The 21,492-nt window shown below is 58.2% G+C and carries 19 protein-coding genes, 3 tRNA genes and 1 pseudogene; 17 read left to right on the plus strand and 6 right to left on the minus strand.

From position 1 onward, the window contains the following. Positions 1–342 precede the first annotated feature (342 nt). Positions 343–1,065, plus strand: coding sequence for an autoinducer binding domain-containing protein (locus D8B20_RS06595; protein ID WP_145888125.1), 723 nt, complete (start codon positions 343–345; stop codon positions 1,063–1,065). A gap of 124 nt (positions 1,066–1,189) precedes the next feature. Next, complete coding sequence (locus D8B20_RS06600) at positions 1,190–1,801, plus strand: acyl-homoserine-lactone synthase (RefSeq protein ID WP_145890448.1); 612 nt, start codon at positions 1,190–1,192, stop codon at positions 1,799–1,801. 30 nt (positions 1,802–1,831) lie between these two features. Here the strand turns inward: D8B20_RS06600 and D8B20_RS06605 are convergent, their stop codons facing one another. Next, positions 1,832–2,059 (minus strand): DUF2594 family protein, encoded by a 228-nt coding sequence (locus D8B20_RS06605; protein WP_145888126.1) that lies wholly within the window; start codon positions 2,057–2,059, stop codon positions 1,832–1,834. A 422-nt stretch (positions 2,060–2,481) separates the two neighbouring features. Between D8B20_RS06605 and uvrY the strand changes: the two genes are divergently transcribed. The 6 genes from uvrY to D8B20_RS06635 all read left to right on the plus strand — a co-directional run bounded on the left by uvrY (position 2,482) and on the right by D8B20_RS06635 (position 6,025). After that, the gene (gene uvrY, locus D8B20_RS06610; protein ID WP_145888127.1) at positions 2,482–3,141 is read left to right on the plus strand and encodes a UvrY/SirA/GacA family response regulator transcription factor; all 660 of its coding nucleotides are present in this window, start codon (positions 2,482–2,484) and stop codon (positions 3,139–3,141) included. Then, positions 3,134–4,966 carry an excinuclease ABC subunit UvrC gene (gene uvrC, locus D8B20_RS06615; protein WP_145888128.1) on the plus strand — a complete coding sequence of 611 codons (1,833 nt, stop codon included), beginning with the start codon at positions 3,134–3,136 and terminating at the stop codon, positions 4,964–4,966. The genes uvrY and uvrC overlap by 8 nt, the downstream gene beginning before the upstream one ends. A gap of 68 nt (positions 4,967–5,034) precedes the next feature. Next, positions 5,035–5,583 (plus strand): CDP-diacylglycerol--glycerol-3-phosphate 3-phosphatidyltransferase, encoded by a 549-nt coding sequence (gene pgsA / locus D8B20_RS06620; protein WP_145888129.1) that lies wholly within the window; start codon positions 5,035–5,037, stop codon positions 5,581–5,583. 152 nt (positions 5,584–5,735) lie between these two features. Then, positions 5,736–5,811 (plus strand) — tRNA-Gly (locus D8B20_RS06625). Between the two features lie 43 nt (positions 5,812–5,854). Next, positions 5,855–5,928 (plus strand) — tRNA-Cys (locus tag D8B20_RS06630). 11 nt (positions 5,929–5,939) lie between these two features. Continuing rightward, a tRNA-Leu gene (locus D8B20_RS06635) sits at positions 5,940–6,025 on the plus strand. 151 nt (positions 6,026–6,176) lie between these two features. Here D8B20_RS06635 and D8B20_RS21560 read toward each other — a convergent pair. Beyond that, positions 6,177–6,335, minus strand: a complete 159-nt coding sequence (locus tag D8B20_RS21560; RefSeq protein ID WP_186454445.1) for a hypothetical protein — start codon at positions 6,333–6,335, stop codon at positions 6,177–6,179. A 127-nt stretch (positions 6,336–6,462) separates the two neighbouring features. Then, positions 6,463–7,320 carry a helix-turn-helix domain-containing protein gene (locus D8B20_RS06640; protein WP_145888130.1) on the minus strand — a complete coding sequence of 286 codons (858 nt, stop codon included), beginning with the start codon at positions 7,318–7,320 and terminating at the stop codon, positions 6,463–6,465. A 140-nt stretch (positions 7,321–7,460) separates the two neighbouring features. On the opposite strand from D8B20_RS06640, the pseudogene rclA reads away from it, so the two are divergent. Beyond that, a pseudogene (gene rclA, locus D8B20_RS06645) lies at positions 7,461–8,785 on the plus strand (reactive chlorine resistance oxidoreductase RclA). Positions 8,786–8,825: 40 nt separating this feature from the next. Here the strand turns inward: rclA and D8B20_RS06650 are convergent. Both D8B20_RS06650 and D8B20_RS06655 read right to left on the minus strand, forming a co-directional pair. Next, positions 8,826–10,325 carry a SulP family inorganic anion transporter gene (locus D8B20_RS06650; RefSeq protein WP_145888131.1) on the minus strand — a complete coding sequence of 500 codons (1,500 nt, stop codon included), beginning with the start codon at positions 10,323–10,325 and terminating at the stop codon, positions 8,826–8,828. Between the two features lie 154 nt (positions 10,326–10,479). Continuing rightward, complete coding sequence (locus D8B20_RS06655) at positions 10,480–10,737, minus strand: biofilm/acid-resistance regulator YmgB/AriR (RefSeq protein WP_145888132.1); 258 nt, start codon at positions 10,735–10,737, stop codon at positions 10,480–10,482. 475 nt (positions 10,738–11,212) lie between these two features. Here D8B20_RS06655 and D8B20_RS06660 point away from each other — a divergent pair, with 475 nt between their 5' ends. From D8B20_RS06660 to D8B20_RS21570, 7 genes are all read left to right on the plus strand, one after another. Then, entirely contained in the window at positions 11,213–11,644 is a 432-nt protein-coding gene (locus tag D8B20_RS06660) for a MarR family winged helix-turn-helix transcriptional regulator (RefSeq protein WP_145888133.1), read from the plus strand. 2 nt (positions 11,645–11,646) lie between these two features. Continuing rightward, complete coding sequence (locus D8B20_RS06665; protein WP_145888134.1) at positions 11,647–13,332, plus strand: MFS transporter; 1,686 nt, start codon at positions 11,647–11,649, stop codon at positions 13,330–13,332. Continuing rightward, a complete protein-coding gene (locus tag D8B20_RS06670; protein WP_145888135.1) occupies positions 13,329–14,420 on the plus strand; it encodes an HlyD family secretion protein in 1,092 nt (363 codons plus the stop codon). The genes D8B20_RS06665 and D8B20_RS06670 overlap by 4 nt, the downstream gene beginning before the upstream one ends. Further along, positions 14,417–15,787 (plus strand): efflux transporter outer membrane subunit, encoded by a 1,371-nt coding sequence (locus tag D8B20_RS06675; protein ID WP_145888136.1) that lies wholly within the window; start codon positions 14,417–14,419, stop codon positions 15,785–15,787. The genes D8B20_RS06670 and D8B20_RS06675 overlap by 4 nt, the downstream gene beginning before the upstream one ends. 236 nt (positions 15,788–16,023) lie before the next feature. Then, positions 16,024–18,207 carry a TonB-dependent receptor gene (locus D8B20_RS06680; protein WP_145888137.1) on the plus strand — a complete coding sequence of 728 codons (2,184 nt, stop codon included), beginning with the start codon at positions 16,024–16,026 and terminating at the stop codon, positions 18,205–18,207. A gap of 133 nt (positions 18,208–18,340) precedes the next feature. Next, positions 18,341–18,484 carry a hypothetical protein gene (locus tag D8B20_RS21565; protein WP_186454408.1) on the plus strand — a complete coding sequence of 48 codons (144 nt, stop codon included), beginning with the start codon at positions 18,341–18,343 and terminating at the stop codon, positions 18,482–18,484. 39 nt (positions 18,485–18,523) lie between these two features. Next, positions 18,524–18,697, plus strand: a complete 174-nt coding sequence (locus D8B20_RS21570) for a hypothetical protein (protein ID WP_186454409.1) — start codon at positions 18,524–18,526, stop codon at positions 18,695–18,697. Here D8B20_RS21570 and D8B20_RS06685 read toward each other — a convergent pair. Next, positions 18,694–19,839 carry a beta-glucosidase gene (locus D8B20_RS06685; protein WP_145888138.1) on the minus strand — a complete coding sequence of 382 codons (1,146 nt, stop codon included), beginning with the start codon at positions 19,837–19,839 and terminating at the stop codon, positions 18,694–18,696. The two genes, D8B20_RS21570 and D8B20_RS06685, sit on opposite strands and share 4 nt — an antisense overlap. A 148-nt stretch (positions 19,840–19,987) precedes the next feature. Here D8B20_RS06685 and D8B20_RS06690 point away from each other — a divergent pair, with 148 nt between their 5' ends. Beyond that, the gene (locus D8B20_RS06690) at positions 19,988–21,448 is read left to right on the plus strand and encodes a phospholipase D-like domain-containing protein (protein WP_145888139.1); all 1,461 of its coding nucleotides are present in this window, start codon (positions 19,988–19,990) and stop codon (positions 21,446–21,448) included. Positions 21,449–21,492 lie beyond the last annotated feature (44 nt).

A 21,492-nucleotide genomic window follows, 5' to 3' on the forward strand; every position in this document is an offset into this window, starting at 1 on the left:
TCCTGCGTGATAAAAAAGCGCAGCGGTAGCGTATAATTCTGGTAAATGATAATGCTAAACATTTATCCATCCGATGCCTTTTTTCGCTGAGGTGATCATTGAAACCGGTAGCGAAAAATCCTATTCTAACTGCCGCTGAGCTTATAAGGCTGCGGAAAGATTTGCGAAAAAACATTCTGACAGAGTCAGCAGGTTAACTTATTGTCAACAGAGTGTTTAACGCTAATCGTGATAATGTTGTTCTGTTTTCAATCAATATTTCTTCTCTGGCTAATTTATTTTTTACATTAGCTGCGGCAGATAGCAAGGTGCAATCAGACGTGTTACAGCGTCAGGGTAATAATGACAACCGATAATTATTTCGTCTGGCGAGGCGAAACTGAAAAACAATTTCAGGCGCTGACGGAAGTGATGCAGTTGAAATCGCTCTTACAGCATCAGATTGAAGCGCTGGGATTTGATGCCTTCGCCTTTCTGGTCCAGCATCCGGTGCCTTTTACCCGGCCACGCATTTTTTTGTTCAGTACCTATCCGTCAGGCTGGGTCAAACGGTACGAAAGCCAGAATTATTACGCCGTTGATCCGGTGCTGGTGCGCTGCCAGCAGCCGGGACGCGGCGTTGACTGGAACGCCGAGCTGTTCGCAGAAGCGGGTAATTTGTGGGCAGAAGCCAACGCTGCTGGTTTAATGAGCGGCTTTTCTTGTTCTGCGATGGCATCAAATCGTGCCATTGGTATATTATCTATATCATCGCCACATCCCAGTCAGACCCGGCACAAACGTATTCAGCTGGAAGTGCAATTGCATTTTCTGGCGGAGCTCAGTTTGCGCGTTCTGGAACGGCTGAATGATGGTTCGATGGTGGTTTTATCTAAAGATTTTAGCCAGCGCGAGCTGGAAATACTGAAATGGACGGCAGAAGGGAAAACCTCTGCGGAAATTTCGCTTATCCTGGCCATATCAGAGCATACGGTGAATTTTCACCAGAAAAATATGCAAAAGCGTTTTAATGTTTCCAATAAAACGCAGATAGCCTGCTATGCAGCAGCAATCGGCCTGATTTAGCGAAATAGCAACTACTACTTTTGGTAGTTTCTGCTCCGCCGACAGTTAACTACCCTGCGCCGGGAAATCCGCCAGGCTGGCGCTAATTAAATCATTGCAAACATGAGGATGTCAGGGGCGCATGATGAAAATAATTCAAACACAGCTAAAGGATATGCCGTCCTCACTGTTGGCCGAATTAGGCACTTATCGTTACAGCGTTTTTGCGCGCGGGGAAGGCTGGTCTATTCCGCCGCGTCTGAGTACGCCAGGACAGGAGTACGATCGTTACGATCGCTCTGATGTCACCTGGCTGATTGCATGGACTGCCCGCAAAGGTATCTGCGGCTGTGCACGTCTGCTGCCGTGGCATGAACCGGAAGTCCCGGAAGGCATGGTGCTGCCGTTTGATCAGGATAAAGTCTGGGAGATGTCGCGCTACTCCGCGCGGCTGGAAGTGGATGCCGAACTGCCGCTGAATATTTTGTGGCACTCGGTGCAGCTGGCAGAGCTGAGCGGCATGGAGTATCTGATCAGTTCCGCTACGCCAATGCTGGAAAAAATGTTTGCGCAGCATCAGGTGGTCTATGAGCCGCTGTCGCCAGGACTGATTCAGTCTGAAGATAACCTGTTTGCTATCCGTATTCCGGTGCATCAGCCTGCGCTGGCGGAGAAATACCGCGGCACGCGCCGCTTCAGTCCGGAAGAGGTGCTGCCTTCGCTGGGTGTGATGGTTAACTGGCAGTCACATAACTGACACCCCGCGCCGGGCGCGCGGGGGAACCGCTTACTGACGATAGGCGGTTTTAATCTGACGAATGGTATTGCTGAACACCTCAGCCTGCGGTTTGTCTGCCAGTGCGTTCTGCACGTAGCGCTCCATGTTAATGATTACCTTGCCGGCGTCGGCCTGGCCCATGCCTTTGAGAATCAGGGTGACCATCATTTTCAGGCAGGCGACTTCATCTGCCAGGGCCTGGGTATCACGCGACGTTACAAAGTCTTCATCACTCATCGTTGTCTCCTTGGTGGTGTTATTTAACACAGTCACATTCTTCCTGTGCGTGAAAAGCAGAGTATACCACATGGCGCACCGGTGAAATTTAACGGAAACGAAGCAGCAGGATGTCTGAGCAGAATTAACCGGAAAGAGCCTTATTTGGCATAAGGTCAACATAGCCGGAAACGCCGGTTAATTTATTTGTGTGCAACAGGGCTTATAAATTATAACCGGATGATATTTCTGGGTATTTGCCTTTGCTGTTATTTCCTGGTATTGCATTTTGCTAAAATGTTGCGCATGCCGTGCGACTATTTGATCCACATCATGGCATTCGGGATTTATCTGGGGTGTCTGATGTTTTTTCCCGGTGAAAACCGGTAAGATGCCTTCCCGGTATATATATTTCCCTTCACTAACCTGCGGAGTACGTCCCGTTGATCAGCCTGCTTCTTGTTGATGACCATGAACTGGTACGCGCCGGTATTCGTCGCATACTGGAAGATATGAAGGGACTGACGATTGCCGGGGAAGTGGCCTGTGGTGAAGATGCGGTGAAATGGTGCCGTAGCAACCCGGTGGATGTGGTGCTGATGGACATGAATATGCCCGGTATCGGCGGTCTGGAAGCCACACGCAAAATTGTGCGCTACAACCCGGACATCCGCATCATCATGCTGACCATCCACACCGAGAATCCGCTGCCGGCAAAAGTGATGCAGGCAGGGGCAGCCGGTTACCTCAGTAAAGGCGCCGCCCCGCAGGAAGTGGTCAGCGCTATACGCTCAGTGCATGCGGGCCAGCGTTACATCGCTTCCGACATTGCGCAGCAGATGGCGCTAAGCCAGATTGAACCCCAGAAAGCCGAATCGCCCTTCAGCTGTTTGTCGGAAAGGGAATTGCAGATTATGCTGATGATCACCCGGGGACAAAAGGTGACGGAAATTTCCGAGCAGCTCAATCTCAGTCCTAAAACCGTTAACAGCTATCGCTATCGCATGTTCAGCAAGCTGAATATCAGTGGTGACGTAGAGTTAACGCATCTGGCCATTCGCCATGGCCTGTTCAATGCGGAGCCGTTAATCAGTAGTGAGTGACGTTTTTAATCCCAAAGCCTTTCTCAGCACCGTAACCAGCCAGCCCGGCGTCTACCGTATGTATGACGCAACCGGCACGGTCATCTATGTTGGCAAAGCCAAAGACCTGAAAAAACGCCTGAGCAGCTATTTCCGCAGTCAGGTGGGCAGCCGTAAGACCGAAGTGCTGGTCAGCAATATTCACAACATTGACGTCACGGTGACGCATACCGAAACCGAAGCGCTGCTGCTGGAGCATAACTACATCAAGCTCTACCAGCCGCGCTACAACGTACTGCTGCGCGACGATAAATCCTATCCGTACATTTTCCTCAGCGGCGATACCCATCCGCGTCTGGCGATGCATCGCGGTGCTAAACACGCCAAAGGCGAATACTTTGGCCCGTTTCCTAACGGCTATGCGGTGCGGGAAACGCTGGCGCTGCTGCAAAAAGTGTTTCCGATTCGTCAGTGTGAAAACAGCGTGTATCGCAATCGCTCGCGTCCGTGCCTGCAGTATCAGATTGGCCGTTGCCTCGGGCCGTGCGTGGCCGGCCTGGTGAGCGAAGAGGAGTATGCGCAGCAGACCGACTATGTGCGGCTGTTTCTGGCCGGCAAGGATGACCAGGTGATTAACCAGCTGGTGGCACGTATGGAGCAGGCCAGCCAGGGCATGCGCTTTGAAGAGGCCGCGCGCCTGCGCGATCAGATCCAGGCGGTCCGTCGCGTTACCGAAAAGCAGTTTGTCTCTAATCAGGGGGACGATCTGGACGTCATGGGCGTGGCCTACGATGCCGGTATGGCGTGCCTGCATGTGCTGTTTATCCGCCAGGGTAAGGTGCTCGGCAGCCGCAGCTACTTCCCGAAAGTGCCGGCCGATACTGACCTGAGCGAAGTGGTGCAGACGTTTGTCGGTCAGTTCTATCTGCAGGGCAGTGAAGCGCGGACCCTGCCGGCGGATATCCTGCTCGATTTTACCCTGCCGGAGCGCGAGCTGCTGGCCGAATCGCTGAGCGAGCTGGCCGGGCGCAAAGTGACGATTCAGAGCAAGCCGCGCGGCGATCGCGCCCGCTATCTGAAGCTGGCGCGCACCAACGCGGCCACCGCGCTGACCACGAAGCTGTCGCAGCACTCCACCATTCAGCAGCGGCTGTCGGCGCTGGCTGCGTTCCTGAAGCTGGACAGCATCAAACGCATGGAGTGTTTTGACATCAGCCACACCATGGGCGAGCAGACCATTGCCTCCTGCGTGGTGTTTAACCGCGATGGGCCGCTGCGTTCAGACTACCGCCGCTACAATATCGAAGGGATTACGCCAGGCGATGACTACGCCGCGATGAATCAGGTGCTGCGCCGTCGCTATGGCAAGGCGCTGGAAGAGGACAAAATTCCCGATGTGATTTTAATTGATGGCGGAAAAGGACAGCTGGCGCAGGCGAAGCAGGTGTTTGCTGAGCTGGAGGTTACCTGGGATAAACACCGGCCGATCCTGCTGGGTGTTGCCAAGGGCAGCGATCGTAAAGCCGGCCTGGAAACGCTGTTTTTTGAAGCAGAAGGCGAGGGCATTTCGCTGCCGCCTGACGCGCCGGCGCTGCATGTGATTCAGCACATTCGTGATGACGCTCACAATCATGCAATTTCCGGTCACCGGAAAAAACGCGCCAAAGTGAAAAACACCAGTGCGCTGGAGAGCATCGAAGGGGTAGGGCCGAAACGTCGGCAGCAGCTGCTGAAGTACATGGGTGGCCTGCAACCGCTGATGAACGCCAGCGTGGATGAGATTGCCAAAGTACCCGGGATCTCGTTTGCACTGGCGGAAAAAATCTATCACTCGCTGAAACACTAACGTTGAAACAGGGTGGGCAATGTAGGAACATACGGTAAATCCTACTCCCACCAGACAGTTACTGGCATATGCAATTTAACATTCCGACGTGTCTTACCCTGTTTCGAGTCGTGCTGATTCCTTTCTTTGTGCTGGCGTTTTATCTGCCCTTTCACTGGGCTCCCTTTGCGACGGCGCTGATTTTTGTGATTGCTGCGGTAACCGACTGGTTTGATGGCTTCCTGGCACGTCGCTGGAAGCAGACCACGCGTTTTGGCGCGTTCCTTGACCCGGTGGCCGATAAAGTCATGGTGGCGATGGCGCTGGTGCTGGTGGCTGAATATTTTCATGCCTGGTGGATTACGCTGCCGGCGGCAACCATGATTGCGCGTGAGATTATCATTTCCGCGCTGCGTGAATGGATGGCGGAAATCGGCAAGCGCAGCAGCGTCGCGGTTTCATGGATCGGCAAAGTAAAAACCACGGCGCAGATGCTGTCGCTGTTTGCTCTGCTGTGGCGTCCTGATGCCACCGTGGTCGGGGTTGGCGTGGTGGCGCTGTACATCGCCGCGGTGCTGACTTTCTGGTCAATGTTCCAGTATCTGAGCGCGGCGCGCGGCGATTTGCTCGATAGCTGATCGATACGATTTAAAAAGCAGCAAACGGATGCAATGTGCTGATAATTATGTTGACTCATTGCGTCAGATAAGTAGAATGCATCGCATCGAACGGCAGCGAGGCTGCAAGAAGCTGAATAAAATCAGTAAGTTCGATAAAGCAGTACGACAAAGCGGGAATAGCTCAGTTGGTAGAGCACGACCTTGCCAAGGTCGGGGTCGCGAGTTCGAGTCTCGTTTCCCGCTCCAGTTCAGGTAATGCGTTTATAACGGGTTACCACCTCAGAATTACGGCGCGTTGGCAGAGTGGCCATGCAACGGATTGCAAATCCGTCTACCTCGGTTCGACTCCGGGACGCGCCTCCAGTTTACACCCTGCCCGGGTGGTGAAATCGGTAGACACAAGGGATTTAAAATCCCTCGGCTTATGGTCGTGCGGGTTCAAGTCCCGCCCCGGGCACCATGTTTCATACCGAATACTAAAAAGCAATAAGCAGTAATGTCGTGACCGCCCAAGGGCGGTTTTTTTGTTTGCTGACCCGTTGCAATGACCGCCTGAAGGCGGTTTTTTGTTTCTGTCCTGCATAAAAAACCCGGCAGGGCCGGGTCGTATCTTAATCCTGAGGCTGGCCCACCGGACCTTCACCTTCGCTGGCACCCGGCACGGATTGCTTGCTGGGCGCATGCGGACGGCCATCGCTGCCGACAGCATCACTGTGTCGCATACATCCCGCCAGCGTCATCAGTGCCATGACCACTAATCCTGCTTTCATTAATCCCCGCATATCGCCTCCGCGTCACTGTTTCAAAAAGAAAATAATAAAATTCATCGGGTTGCGCAGATAAGCAAAGGCGTAAAACGGCGATTTTGCAAGCGCAGCGGCACACGGTTTCCGCTGCTCAGGTGCTGGCTAACGCCCGGGCGCGTCGCCGGTATTCGCCAGGCGAACAGCCAAAGGCACGGGTAAACGCTTTGTGAAACGAGGATTCGCTGGCGTAGCCCACTGCCAGTGCAATGCCGATCACCGGCTGCGCCTCACGCGCCAGCTGCTGGGCTGCCAGCTGCAGTCGAATAGTGGCCAGTGCCGCCTGAGGCGTGGTATGGGTCAGCTGGCGAAACAGGGCAGCGAAGGTTGCACGTGACATAAACACCTGATCGGCCATCTCCGCCACGGTCCACGGACGGTCCGGTGTGCTGCAGAGCCGGGAAAACAGGGGACCCATCCGCGGATGCAGCGCCAGCGCCAGCAGGCTGCGGTGCGGCAGGGATGACGCAACGCTGTCCCGCACCGCCAGCGTAAACATGGCGTTGATCTGCTGGCTGTGCAGTGCGTCACTGCCGGGCTGTCGCGCCGGTGAGGCCGTGCCGAGCAGCGGCAGCAGCGCAGCCAGCCAGCGGGCTTCAGCGGTTTCCATCTGCGGCGCCAGCAGCAGCGTTTCCGGCAGCGCGGTGAGGAAGGCATGGGCGCTGGCAGGCAGTTGCAGGAGACCACAGACCAGCTGCACCGGCTGCGTGTGTCGCTGCACAATCCGGTGCGCCGCATTCTGCGGCAGGAACACCACCTGACCCGCCTGTAATACGTGTTCTGCGCCGGAAGGCATCTCCAGCCGCACGTCACCGCCGGCAACAGTATGCCAGCGTACGCTGCACAGGTGGCCGGCGTGATGGGGCAGCTGCCATTCACCACTCAATACGCAGTTTTTATCAATGCTGCCCTGCGGGTTATGCAGCAGCAGTAACTCACTTAACGGGTCCATGTGCGATCCTGTTTATGCTTCCGGTCAGCCATGATTCAGACGCTGCGACAAAAAAGCCAGCGTTTAAGCGGGAAATTGTCACGCCGTGACGCCTAACCTGATTGCAGGCAACCCCAAGAGTCATTTATCCGGAGAACAGCATGAACCATTATCAGGCAGCGATCATTGGCTTTGGCAAGGCAGGCAAAACGCTGGCGGCCGCACTCGGGCGCGCAGGCTGGCGGGTGGCAATCATTGAAAAATCCACCCACATGTATGGCGGCACCTGTATTAACGTTGGCTGTATTCCAACCAAAGCGCTGGTGCACGACGCGCAGGCGAATATCGATTTCAGCGCGGCCATGCAGCGTAAAGACGGGGTGGTGGACCTGCTGCGCGAGAAAAATTACCAGAACCTTGCCAGCCTGGAACAGGTCGACGTCATTGACGGACAGGCTGAATTTGCTGATGCGCATACCCTGAAGATCCTCACCGCACAGGGTATAGACTACCTGAGCGCCGAAAAGATCTTTATCAATACCGGTGCCGAAGCGGTGATCCCGGCGATCCCGGGGCTGGCGCCCGGGCCGCGTGTGGTAGACAGCAGCGGCCTGCTTGGCCTCACGCACTTACCCAAACGGCTGGGGATCCTCGGTGGCGGGTATGTCGGCGTAGAGTTTGCCTCCCTGTTTGCCCGCTTTGGCAGCAAGGTTACGCTGTTTGACACCGCGCCGCAGTTTCTGCCGCGGGAAGATGCGGATATCAGCGCGGCGGTGCGCACTGTGCTGCAGGATCAGGGAATCGATCTGCGGCTCAGCAGCAGGGTCATTGCCGTCACAGCCGACGCCAGCCAAGTGACACTGCACACCGGTGCGGAAGATCATCAGGTGGATGTGTTGCTGATCGCAACCGGACGCCGGCCGGCGGCACAACAGCTGAAACCTGAAAATGCCGGTGTCGCGCTGGATGCACGTGGTGCGGTTGTGGTGGACCGCCAGCTGAAAACCTCGGTCGATCATATCTGGGCCATGGGCGATGTCACCGGCGGCCCACAGTTTACCTATATTTCGCTGGATGATTTTCGCATTGTGCAGGATCAGTTGCTGGGCGAAGGGCGGCGGACCACAGACGACCGCGTCAACATTCCGTATTCGGTATTCATGGCGCCGACGCTTTCGCGCATCGGGCTGACAGAGGCACAGGCCCGCGCCGAAGGCCGGGATATTCAGGTGGTTTCACTCCGGTGGCGGCCATTCCGCGTGCGCGGGTGATTAACGATACGCGCGGCGTGCTGAAGGCGGTGGTGGAACGTCCGACGCAGCAGATTCTTGGCGTGGCGCTGCTGGCAGCCGATTCTCATGAGGTGATTAATATTGTGAAAACGGTGATGGACGCCGGACTGCCGTATACCGTGCTGCGCGATCAGATTTTCACCCATCCGACGATGAGTGAAGCCCTGAACGATCTGTTTGCGCTGGTCAGATAAAGGGCAAAGACGCCGCAGGCAGCGCGGCGTCTTACCGGGCTTAGCCCAGATTGCCGCTCAGGCGATCGCGAAAATCGCTGCTGCGATTATCGAGGCCGACAAAGGTCACGGTGGCACCGTGACGCTGATAGCGGTATTCAATGGCGTCAAGCGCCGCCACGCTGGAGGCATCCCAGATTTGCGCGTGCGTCAGATCGATGGTGACGCGGCGCGGATCGTGGCCATAATCGAAATGTTCAAACAGGTCGTTACTGCTGCCGAAAAACAGCGGCCCCCGCACGGTATAGTGCACTTCTTCTCCATCCTCGCTCAGTTGACGTTCGGCATGGATAACGTGAGCAATGCGACGCGCAAACAGCATCATGGCCAGAATCACGCCCATCAGCACGCCCAGTGCCAGGTTGCCGGTCCAGACGGTGACGGCCACGGTCAGCACCATCACCAGCGTTTCAGACCACGGCATGCGTTTCAGCGTGGCGGGCTGCAGACTGTGCCAGTTTACGGTTTTCACGGCCACCACCATCATAATGGCCGCCAGTACCACCATGGGGATCTGCGCCATGATCTGGCTCAGACCGGTCACCAGCAGCAGCAGCACGATGGCCGCTGCCACGGTTGAAACGCGGGTACGCGCTTTGCCCAGCTCAACGTTAACAATGGTCTGGCCAATCATGGCGCAGCCGGCGATACCGCCATAAAAGCCCGCCAGGATATTGCCCACGCCCAGCGCCCAGGATTCGCGACGCTTACCCGATGGCGTATCGGTGAGATCGTCCACCAGTTTAGCGGTCAGCAGCGATTCCATCAGGCCGACAAAGGCCACGGAAAGGGCGGTTGGCCAGACGATTTGCAGCGTCTGCAGGTTAACAGGCACCAGCAGCGCAGTAAACCCCGGCAGGCCGGCCGTCATCGGACCTCCATCACCGACATTCGGTACGCGATAGCCAAGCAGCAGCGCGACCGCAGTGACGGCGACAATCGCCACCAGCGGCGACGGCACGCTTTTCAGCACCTTTGGCAGCAGCAGTACAATCGCCAGCGTGACGGCAAACAGCCCCCACACCAGAGCAGACTGACCCCAGACATGCGGCACCTGCGCAAAGAAAATCAGGATGCCCAGCGCATTCACGAAGCCAATCATCACCGAACGCGGAATATAACGCATCATGCGTGACAGTCCGGCAAGGCCAAAAATAATCTGAATAATGCCGCCGAGAATCACGGCGGGCAGGATATAGGCGACCCCGTGCGCATGCACCATCGGGCCAATCACCAGCGCAACCGAACCGGCGGCGGCGGTAACCATGGCCGGTCGACCGCCCAGAATGGAGAGTGTCAGGCACAGCACCACGGAGGCCACCAGGCTGACTTTGGGATCCACGCCGGCAATCACCGAAAACGAGATCACTTCTGGAATCAGTGCCAGCGCGGTAATCACGCCGGCCAGACATTCACGGGTTAACAGGGCGGGAGAACGCAGGACGCGTCCGACCGTGATATCGCTTGCCGCCGCAGCAGCAGGATCGCTCGGATGACTCATAGATTTGCAGGCTCTTTTCTTGTGTTGCGCCAGCCGTCACGGCAGGGCAGATTTTAAGGAAGACATTAACGCGGAGGATGTTACCGGGGGATGACGTGGGATACCAGCAAAACGCGGTGCAGTGGGATGATTCCGTCCCTGGAATCCGGCATAGCTATACCGAAAAATCGTCGGGCGTTTTATTGACCACCATTTCCAGCAGATGGCGATAGATGTCCAGCTGTACCACATCGCTCTCCTGCTCCAGCCGGGAGATCAGTGCGCTGATAATGGCTTTATTGGTCACCGGCATACCGGCCTGAAGAATCTCAGCAATGAGATGGCCGAACACTTCCATCTCATTGATGTCGTTGTGGTGCGCCTGAGTAAAGTAGTCAGCGACGGTTGCGCTGTTATTGGCGGCGTTTTGCATGTGTAAGCCCTTAAGATTGGCTGATGGCGTCAGCGCCTTCAGTTCCATGATGAAAAATTGACGCGCGGACAGGCGCGAAAACCCCTCATCACCCAACGCAAAAAGACACCTCTGAAGGTTGAAATCCAAAAACACCTTCAGAGGCGACGCAACGTGCATCATTCGTTACTGAATCGTTAACCGATTCATGGCGCACAAAGTTATACAATATGTGTTAACTTGTACAACAAAGAATTAAGCATTTTGTGCTTAGTGTTTTATTGCTATGAAATCGCTACCATTTTTCGGAAAAATAAACTTATACATGTGGTTGTACAACCCGAAAATTCTGAGTTTTTTTCGCTTAAGTGAAATTACCCTGCTGGCTGTTCAGCAGCTACAGTTAACCGCACAGACCCACTTTTCATTCAGGCTGGCGTTCTACTATAATAACCTTCACGTTTAGTTAGATATCTAACCATTAGGCCGCTACGCTTTGAGTGACTACCCGCAACCCTTTTCCCGCTTACTCCATCTTACCGCCCACGCATGGCGGCTGGCGGTTGACCGGCGTCTGAAGGAGAGTGGCCTGAGCATGAGCAGCTGGATGGCGATTGCCAGCGTCGCGACGGCCGCGGAGCCGCCGACGCAAAAAGCGCTGGCGCAGCTGCTGGGGCTGGAAGAGGCGAGCGTGGTCCCGCTGGTGGATCGGCTGGTGAAACAGCAGTTGCTGGCGCGGGTGCAGCCGCCGGACGATCGGCGGAAACGTCTGCTGGTGCTGACGCCGCAGGGCACACTGGCATTCAGTGAAGTGAAAACCCAGGCGGATGCGCTGCGTGCCCAGCTGCTACAGGATATTGATGCTGGCGAACTGGCGATTGCGGAGAAAGTCCTGCAGCAGCTGCTGGACCGGCTGGGGAGCCTCTGATCGTGGCAAAACGCAATCCTTATGCGCAGCGGGAGTGGCTGCCGCACGAAAAGCCAATGCTGCCGGGCTCACCGTCGACGCCGCTGCATTCGCCCGGGAAACGCGTGGCATTTGGGCTGATTGGCCTGCTGATCTCCATCACCGGGGCGCTGAGTAACGCGCTGGTAACCGCCAACCTCACCAACCTGCAGGGCACGTTTGCCGCCTACAGCAATGAAATCGCCTGGCTGCCGGCAGTCTATGTGATGGGCAACATCTCAATAAACCTGCTGCTGGTGAAATTTCGTCAGCAGTTCGGGCTGCGCCTGTTTACCGAAGCCTTCCTGGTGCTGTACGTCATCGTGGCGTTTTTCCATCTTATTGCCAACGATCTCAGCTCGGCGATTATCGTACGCACCGCGCATGGCATGGTGGGTGCCGCGCTCAGCTCGCTCGGCATCTATTACCAGATCCAGGCCTGGCCGGCGAAACATCGCCTGAAAGCGCTGGTCATCGGCATCACCGCGTCGCAGCTGGCGATTCCGCTGGCGCGGCTGTTCTCCACCGAACTGCTGCAGCTTGAGGAGTGGCGCGGGCTCTATCTGTTTGAACTGGGTCTGGCGATGATCGCGCTGGGCTGCGTGCTGGTTGTCAAACTGCCGCCCGGCGATCGTTTCAAAGCGTTTGAAAAACTCGATTTTGTCACCTTTCTGCTGCTGGCACCAGGCATGGCGCTGCTGTGCGGAGTGCTGTCGCTGGGACGCATTGAGTGGTGGTTCAGTACGCCGTGGCTGGGTGTCTGTCTGGCGCTGGCACTGACGCTGATTGTGGCGGCGGTGGTGCTGGAGCACAATCGCGCTAACCCGCTGATTAACACGCGCTGGCTGAGCAACGGCATGATGGTGCGGTTGGGGATTGTGATGATCATGATGCGTATCGTGCTGGCGGAACAGAATACCGGCGCGGTAGGCTTTCTGCAGCAGCTCGGGCTGCAGAACGATCAGATGCGCGGGCTGGCGCTGGCGATTATCGCCGGCGTGATCTGCGGCATGGTTGCCAGCGCGCTGACCATCAAACCCACTCACCTCAACTGGCCGATTGTGACGTCACTGGCCATCATGATTGTGGCGTCGCTGATGGATGCGCAATCCAGCCCGCTGACGCGCGGCAATAATTTGTATATCAGCCAGTTTTTGCTGGGGTTCAGCAGCGCCTTTTTCCTTGCGCCGGCGATGCTGCTGGGGATTGGCGGCGTGGTCACCCAGCCGAAAAATCTGGTGAGCTTTGTGGTGCTGTTTGGCATGAGCCAGAACCTCGGCGGCCTGATTGGTTCGGCGATTCTCGGCACCTTTCAGACCTGGCGCGAAAAATATCACTCCAGTTTGCTCGGTGACCAGCTGTCGCAGCTCGATCCGAACGTGACCGATCGTCTGAATCAGTACAGCGCGCTGTTCCGCAGCCAGCTGACCGACAGCGTGCTGCTCAGTGCGCAGAGCAGCAGCCAGCTGCAAACCACCGCCACGCTACAGGCGAATGTGCTGGCTTATAACGATACCTATCTGCTGACGGCCGCGCTGGCGCTGATCACCCTGATGTGGGTGCTGTGGCGGCTGACGCGGCAGCGTTACCTGAGCTGGCGCCAGGCACGGCATAACCTGGCAGAGCAGCGCCAGCAGGCGATTTCAGAAAACCGAACGGAGACCCCATGAGTCAACAGGATGATCTTCAGTCTGCCGAGCGCGAACGCGCTAACCGCCGACGGATTCTCTCTATCGCAGCCGGCAGCGGCATTGTGATTGTCGGCGTGCTGGTGATTTTGTATGCGTGGCAGCTGTGGCCTTTTACCAGCACCATTCAGTCCACCGAGAACGCCTACGTGCGCGGCCAGGTGACCTTTATCAGCCCGCAGGTCAGCGGCTACCTCACCGGTGTTGAGGTGGTGGATTTGCAACCGGTGACCCGTGGACAGCTGCTGATGACCATCGACGATCGCATCTACCGTCAGCGCGTGCATCAGGCTCAGGCGCAGCTCGATATGAAAATCGCCGCGCTGAACAATAATCAGCAGCAGCGCCGCAGTGCGGAAGCTACCATCGCCAGCAATCAGGCGGCGCTGGAAAATGCCCGGGCGCAGGCGCTGAAAAGCGGGCTGGATCTGAAACGCGTGGAGAATCTGGCGTCTGACGGCTCGCTTTCCGTGCGTGAGCGCGATGCCGCACGGGCGGCGAACGCGCAGGCGCAGGCGCAACAGCGTCAGGCTGCCGCGCAGGTGGCCGTGGCGCAGCAGAATCTGCAGACGGTGATTGTTAATCGCGCCTCGCTGGAGGGTGATGTCGCCAGCGCGAAAGCGGCGCTGGAACTGGCCAATATCGATCTGGCGAATACGCGGATTATCGCGCCGGACAGTGGCCAGCTCGGGCAGCTGTCGGTGCGTAAAGGGACCTATGTCACGGCGGGCACGCGCCTGACATCGGTGGTGCCGGATAACAAATGGATTATCGCCAACCTGAAAGAGACGCAGCTGGCGCGGGTGCGGCCCGGCCTGCCGGTCACCATTCGCGTGGATGCGCTGGACGGTAAGCGCTTTGACGGCCGGGTGGAGTTCATCTCACCGGCGGCCGGTTCGGAGTTCAGCGCTATCTCGCCGGACAACGCTACCGGCAACTTCGTTAAAATTGCGCAGCGTATACCGGTGCGTATCCGCATTCTGGGTAATGATCAGCAGCTGCTGCGGCCGGGGATGTCGGTAGAAGTGAGTATTGATACCGCCGCCGAACCGCACAGGGATGCACCATGAAGCGACTGTTACTGGTACCGCTCACGGCGCTGATGCTGAGCGGCTGCGCCACGGAAGTGGAAAAAGCCCCGGCGTCATTGCCGATACCGGAAAGCTGGCGACAGCAGGTCGGCCCGCACGCAGCGCCGGAGGCGCAGTGGTGGCGGGCGTTTGGCGATGACGATCTTAACCGGCTGGTCAATCAGGCGCTGCAGCACAACAGCGACGTACTGATGGCGCGATCGCGCGTCGATCAATACCGGGCACAGCTGCGGGCTGCGCAGGGCGATAACTTCCCGACGCTGTCAGCGGGCGTTGCGGCTACTCATCAGCGCGCGCTGTCATCGGCCACCGGCCAGCCTTATGAGAATGCGGTGTTTCAGGGGCTGCTGCAGGCAAACTATGCAGTGGATTTGTGGGGCAGCCGCAGCAACAGCATACGGGCGGCCCGGGCGTCGCTGGAAGCGCAGCGGGCGGCGGCTTCTGCGGCGGAGCTGACCGTCGCCAGTTCAGTGGCGTCCGGCTATCTCAGCCTGTGCGCGCTTGACGAGCAGCTGCGCGTGACTCACGCGACGCTCGCGACGCGGGAAAATGCGCTGCGGCTGGCGCAGCGTCAGTTTGAAATCGGCTATACCTCGCGACTGGAGTGGATGCAGGCGTCTTCGGAATACCAGACGGCAAAGGCGCAGGTGCCGCAGCTGCAGCACCAGATCGAGCAGCAGGAAAATGCGCTCAGCGTGCTGGTGGGCATGAACCCGCGCGCCATTGCGCGCAACAGCCGGTTCGACCATATCCGGCCGCAGACGCTGCCTGCGCTGCTGCCGTCGCAGTTACTCAATCGTCGTCCGGACATTGTGCAGGCGCAGCGTCAGCTGCTGGCGGCCGATGCCACGCTGACCTCCACCCAGGCGAAACTGCTGCCGTCGCTAAATCTCACCGCCAGCGGCACCCTGCAGAGCACGCAGCTGCATGATTTGGTCGCCGATCCGTTCCGCCTGTGGAGCATCGGCGGCAGCATTCTGGCGCCGCTGCTGAACCGTGAAGCGCTGACCGCCCAGGTGGATGTGGCGATGGCCACGCGCAATCAGGCGCTGTACGGCTATGAGAAAGTGGTGCGTAACGCTTTCTCCGAGGTGGATAACGCCATGGATGCGATTCGCCGCAGCGAAGAGCAACTGAGCGAGCTGCAGCAGCAGGAAAAATTTGTGGCAGAGGCGTATCGCATCGCCCATAACCGCTACCAGAATGGCTATGCCTCCTACCTTGATGAACTGGATGCGCAGCGCACGCTGTTCAGCACGCAGCTGAATATTGTCTCCGTGAAGAATACGCTGCTGCTGGCACAGATCGATCTTTACCGCGCGCTGGGCGGCGGCTGGCAGGGCTGAAACCGCTGCCGCCCGCTGCGCCGGCAGTGGCAGACACAAACCCGCCTCCGCCGGCCGTTTTCGCCTGCATCCGCACCGCGGTCGCGCGCTTTCTCATGGCTTGTGGTCTGCCCCCGTCAGGCGCGCTCGCCGTTCTCCCCCCTGTGATGATTTCGCTTGCATTTGGTGGTTCGCTGCGCATAATCGCAAACCGAAATAATAATGATTATCAATTTACTTTTTATCAGGGGATTTTCATGCGCACTACACCTTTCCCGGGCGGATTAATACCCACCCTGCTGGCCGTGCTGATCGGCAGTGCCTGCCTGCCGGCGCGTGCTGCGACCGCCACCTCCGCCGGCCAGTCAGAGACGCTCATCGTCACCGCCGCACCAGAGAGCACCTTCCGGCCCGGCGGCAATGCGCTGGTGCCAGCCTATCTCGACGGGCAGATAGCGCACGGTGGCCGGCTGGGCATGCTTGGCGAGCAGAACGCCATGGACGTGCCGTTTAACGTCATCGGCTATACCGCAAAGATGATTCAGGACCAGCAGGCGAAAACCATCGCCGATGTGGTGCGCAACGATGCCGGGGTACAGAACGTCAAAGGCTACGGTAATTTTGCAGAAACCTACCGCATTCGCGGGTTTGATCTCGACGGCGACGACATGACGTGGGGTGGCCTGCCGGGCGTAGTGCCGCGTCAGATAATGGATGCTTCGCTGATCGAGCGGGTGGAAATTTTCAAGGGGGCTAACAGCCTGGTTAATGGCGCGGCCTCATCAGGCGTGGGCGGCATGATTAATCTGGAACCCAAACACGCCGAAGAGGTGCCCGCGACGCGGGTGGGCGTAGATTACACCACCGCCTCGCAGCTGGGCGGGACGCTGGATAGCGGACGCCGCTTTGGCGATAATAATCAGTTTGGCGTGCGCGTTAACGCGGTGCACCGCGAGGGCGAAACCGGCGTGCACGCTGAAAAGAAACGCACCACGGCTGCGTCTGTTGGTCTCGACTACCGCGGCGACCGGCTGCGTACCTCGCTGGACGTGGGCTATCAGAAAAAAAGCGTGCACGGCGGATTGCAGGGCGTGAAATTTGCCGATGCCGGCGTGATTCCGGCCGTGCCCGCGGCTTCCCACAATTACAGCCAAAAATGGGTCTACAGCGATGTGGAATCCACCTTTGGCATGGCGAAAGCCGAATATGACCTGACCGACAGCTGGACCGCCTACGCCGGGCTGGGGGCGCAGCATGCGCATGAAACCGGTAACTACGGCGCGCCATCCCTGACCAGCAGCAACGGTGATGGCACCATCAGCAGTTTTTATTCTAACCGCATTCAGGACAACCTGAGCGGCATGGCCGGCTTGCGCGGTCAGTTCCACACCGGCGCGATCAGCCATCAGGTTAACCTGGGCTATTCAGCCCTGACCACCAACGCCAGAAACGCGTATGCCATGTCGCTGACCGGCACGCCTTTCAATATTTACCGCAGCGGCGAGGTTGCACAGCCGGCAGCCACCTTTGCCGGCGGAAAGTTTTCCGATCCGCTCACCACGGCACGCACGCGTACTCAGGGGTATCTGCTGAGCGACACGCTGGGTCTGTTTGATGACAGGCTGCTGCTGACCGCCGGTGCCCGCCATCAGAAGGTGGTGGTACGCGGTTACGACTACAACAGCGGCCGTGAAGATGTTGACGCACGCTACAGCAATGACCGCTGGATGCCAACCTACGGCGTGGTCTATAAGCCGTGGCAGTCGGTGGCGTTTTATGCCAACCACACCGAAGCGCTGCAGCCGGGCGACACCGCGCCGAAAGAGGCGGTTAACTATGGCAGCGTTACCGGTATTGCGCATTCGCAGCAGAACGAAATCGGCGTGAAAACCGATTTCGGGCGCATCGGCGGTGCCCTGAGCCTGTTTGACATCCGCAAGCCCTCGGGCATCCTTAACAACGACCGGGTTTACGTGATGGAGGGGGAGCAGCGCCATCGCGGGGTGGAAGCGAATGTGTTTGGCGAACCGCTGCTGGGGCTGCGTCTGAATGCCAGCGCCACCTGGATCGACCCGGTGATGAAGAAAACCAACGGTGGCACCTATGATGGCAAACAGGCGATCGGCGTGCCGCGCAGCACCTGGGTGGTGGGGGCGGAGTACGACATCCGCGCGGTGGAAGGCCTGACGGCGACCGCGCTGCTGAACCACAGCGGTGCGCAGTATGCCAACGTCGCCAATACCCTGAAGCTTGCCAGTTATACCACGCTGGATCTGGGCGTGCGCTACCGTATGCAGCTGCAGCAGCACGATCTGGTCTGGCGCGCCGGGGTAGAGAATGTCACTAACGAGAAGTACTGGGCGAATGTTGACAGCACCGGCACCTATCTGGCGCAGGGCGACCCGCGCACGCTGAAAATCAGCATGAGCTACGATTTCTGAGTCAGGCGGCAACGGCGCACGGTTGTGCGCCGTTATCATTTCTGCTGGAAATATTTCTGTAACTTGTCCGCTATTCCATTACACTCTGTGCGGCAATCCTGCTGAGTACATCGCTTTCTGCTATTGAGTGACCATGCATTCACCCGCGCCACCCGACGATCACGATGAACCGTTACGCCAGCCGCTTGACGATGCCCACTTCGCCATTGTGGTGCTTGCAGTGACTTCAGTGACGCTTATAATCTTTGTCCTGATGATCACGCTCTGGATGAGCTGAAGCCTGCAACGCTTAATGGATGCCTGCAAGGAGATGTCGATGGAAGCCCGTGATGACATTCTGATCGCCGTTATTGGTCTGCTCTCTGCCTGCCTGATTGGTGTGGTCTTTCTCTTCACCATGACCTGGCTTACCGATGTGCGTCATCCCGCCGACCCGGCGCTGGACGTCCAGACCTGTCCAGCCACCTCGCATCCTGCGCAACACGCCTAATCCGGCTGGCGGTTCTGCCATTTGATCTGCTGACTGCGCAACTCCAGCGCCAGCGCTTCGTGCAGCGTGCGATTGCCATTGGCGTCACCCAGCCCCAGCAGCGCACCGGGCGAGCGGCGATCGTCCGCCCAGGCCGGATATTCAATCACCGGATAGAGGGAGATGCCCTCCAGCGCGACCCCCTGCGCCAGCGCCAGCCGCGCCTCCTCGCTGACGTGACGCAGCCAGGGCGCGCGCGCTTCGCCTTCAGCACCGGTTTCTGCCAGCAGCAGCGGGCGCTGATAGCGCTGCCAGCACTGTATCAGCAGGCGATGCAGCGGCTGATAGTGCGCATGATCTGCCGGGATAGTGTCCCCCGAAAAAAACCAGTGGTTATTCGGATAATAATTCAGGCCAAGAATGTCCAGAAAATCGGCCTGACCGCCCAGCTCGGGTGCATCCCGTCCGGCCAGCCAGTCCCAGGCTTCAAACTGCGCCTGATGCTGGCTGTCAGCATAGGGTTTGCTATCCGGGTTATCCGGATCGGCGGCGATCTGTACCAGCGGATCGGTCAGCACAAATCGCGCCTGCGGATACACGTCGCGGATGGCGTGCATCGCCGCGAGCGAGGCGCGCACCAGCTGCCGTTTCAGCTCGCGCCCGCGCTGGCTGGCGTAAGGATCCAGCCAGGAGACATCGGCACCCGCCCAGGACCAGAAAGAGATTTGATTAATCGGGGTAAAAAAAGGCTGTTCGACCCCTTCATCACGCATCAGCTGCGCCATCGCCCGGGCAAAACGGCCAAAGTGATCGACAAAAGCGGCTTTCCAGATATCCAGGTGATCCGGGTACCCAAAATGGGCCAGCTCCCATATGATTTGCACATCGTGACGCGCGGCGGCGTGCAGCATCGGCAGGAAGCTGCGCCAGTCATACGCGTTGGGCGTGGCTTCAATCAGGTGCCAGCGGGCGCCGTCACGCGCCGTACGCAGACCCAGCTGCGCCAGGGCCGCATAATCTTTCTCCAGCAGCATGTCGTGGCCGCTGCTGATGACCATATCAATCCGTCGTCCGCCGCTGCGGCAGGCGGTTGAGCAGGGGAAGCTGCCCTGATAAAAGCTGCGAAACAGTTGAGGCTGATGGCGCGGGGATAGCTGAGTCATGATCCACTCCTCACGGTAAACACCGCATGCAGAACGCCTGGCTAAGTCTAGACTAAATTAGCGGCGCGTCAGGAAGCGGAAAGCTCCGATGGCCGGAAGGTATCGGTGCCACCAACAATAATAACGTCAGGGCAGGCAGGGATTCAGAATGAGTGAAGCAGCACCGTTGCCGTCGGGCGAATTGCCGGGCGGAGGATTACAGGACAGCGTGACGCAGCAGTGCCGGCAGCATCCCGGCCTCAGCGGCATCCATCCGCTGAATGATGGTCTGGATGCGTTTGCCGCGCGCTATCTGCTGATGGGCATGGCGCAGCACAGCATTGATGTGCAGTACTATATCTGGCACAACGATATGTCAGGCCGTTTGCTGTTCAGCGCGCTGCTGGATGCCGCCGGACGCGGCGTTAAAGTGCGGCTGCTGCTGGACGACAACAACACGCCGGGACTGGATGAAACCCTGGCCGAGCTGGATCGGCATCCGAACATTGCCGTCAGGCTGTTTAACCCGTTTTCGTTCCGCACGCTGCGTGCGCTGGGGTATCTCACCGATTTCGCGCGGCTCAACCGGCGGATGCACAATAAAAGCCTGACGGTGGATGGCGCCGCCACCCTGGTGGGCGGGCGCAATATCGGTGATGAATATTTCGGCACCGGCAATGAACCGCTGTTCACCGATCTGGATGTGCTGGCCATCGGCCCGGTGGTGGAAGAAGTCACGCACGATTTCGAGCGCTACTGGCACAGCAAAGCCGTCTCGCCGCTGCGCAGCGTGGTGGATGTGGGGGCGGAGAGCGAAGAGGCGGTGCGTCTGCCGCCGGAGTGGCAGCACAGTGAACCGGTGCAGCGCTATCTGGCGCGGCTGGAAAAATCGTCCTTTGTCAGCCAGCTGGCGCAGGGCTCACTCAGCATGACGTGGGCACAGGCACGCCTGCTGAGCGACGATCCGCGCAAAGGGTTGGGCAAAGCAAAGCGGCGCAACCTGTTGCCACAGCGTATGCTGGAGGTGATTGGCACGCCGCAGCAGCAGTTCGATATTATCTCGGCGTATTTTGTGCCAACGCGTGCCGGCGTGGCGCAGCTGCTGACGCTGAAGCGGCGCGGCGTGAAAATTGCCATCTTAACGAACTCGCTGGCGGCGAATGATGTTTCCGTGGTGCATGCCGGCTATGCGCGCTGGCGCAAAAAGCTGCTGCGTCACGGCATTGCGCTATATGAACTCAAACCGCAGGCCCATGCCGCTGATGCGCCGCACGACCGCGGCCTGACCGGTAACTCGGGTTCCAGCCTGCATGCCAAAACGTTTACCGTGGATAACCACAAAGTGTTTATCGGTTCGTTTAACTTCGATCCGCGCTCGGCGGTGCTGAATACCGAAATGGGGCTGGTGATCGAAAGCGCGTCGCTGGCGCAGCAGACGCATCAGCACTTCACACGCGGAATGCGCGATCGCGCCTGGGCGCTGCGGCTGGATAAGTGGGGGCGCGTTAACTGGGTGGAATACGCCGGCGAGGCGGGCGAAGTGGTGCATAAACATGAGCCACAGTGCACGCTGCTGCAGCGCCTGCTGGTGCGGCTGGTGTGGCGGCTGCCGGTAGAGTGGCTGCTGTAGTCGCTCTCCGGCAACGCTGAGCGGCGCCGGAGAGCGGAGCAACG

Origin of the sequence: Candidatus Pantoea soli, from assembly GCF_007833795.1 — a bacterium.
Taxonomy (GTDB): Bacteria; Pseudomonadota; Gammaproteobacteria; order Enterobacterales; family Enterobacteriaceae; genus Pantoea; species Pantoea soli.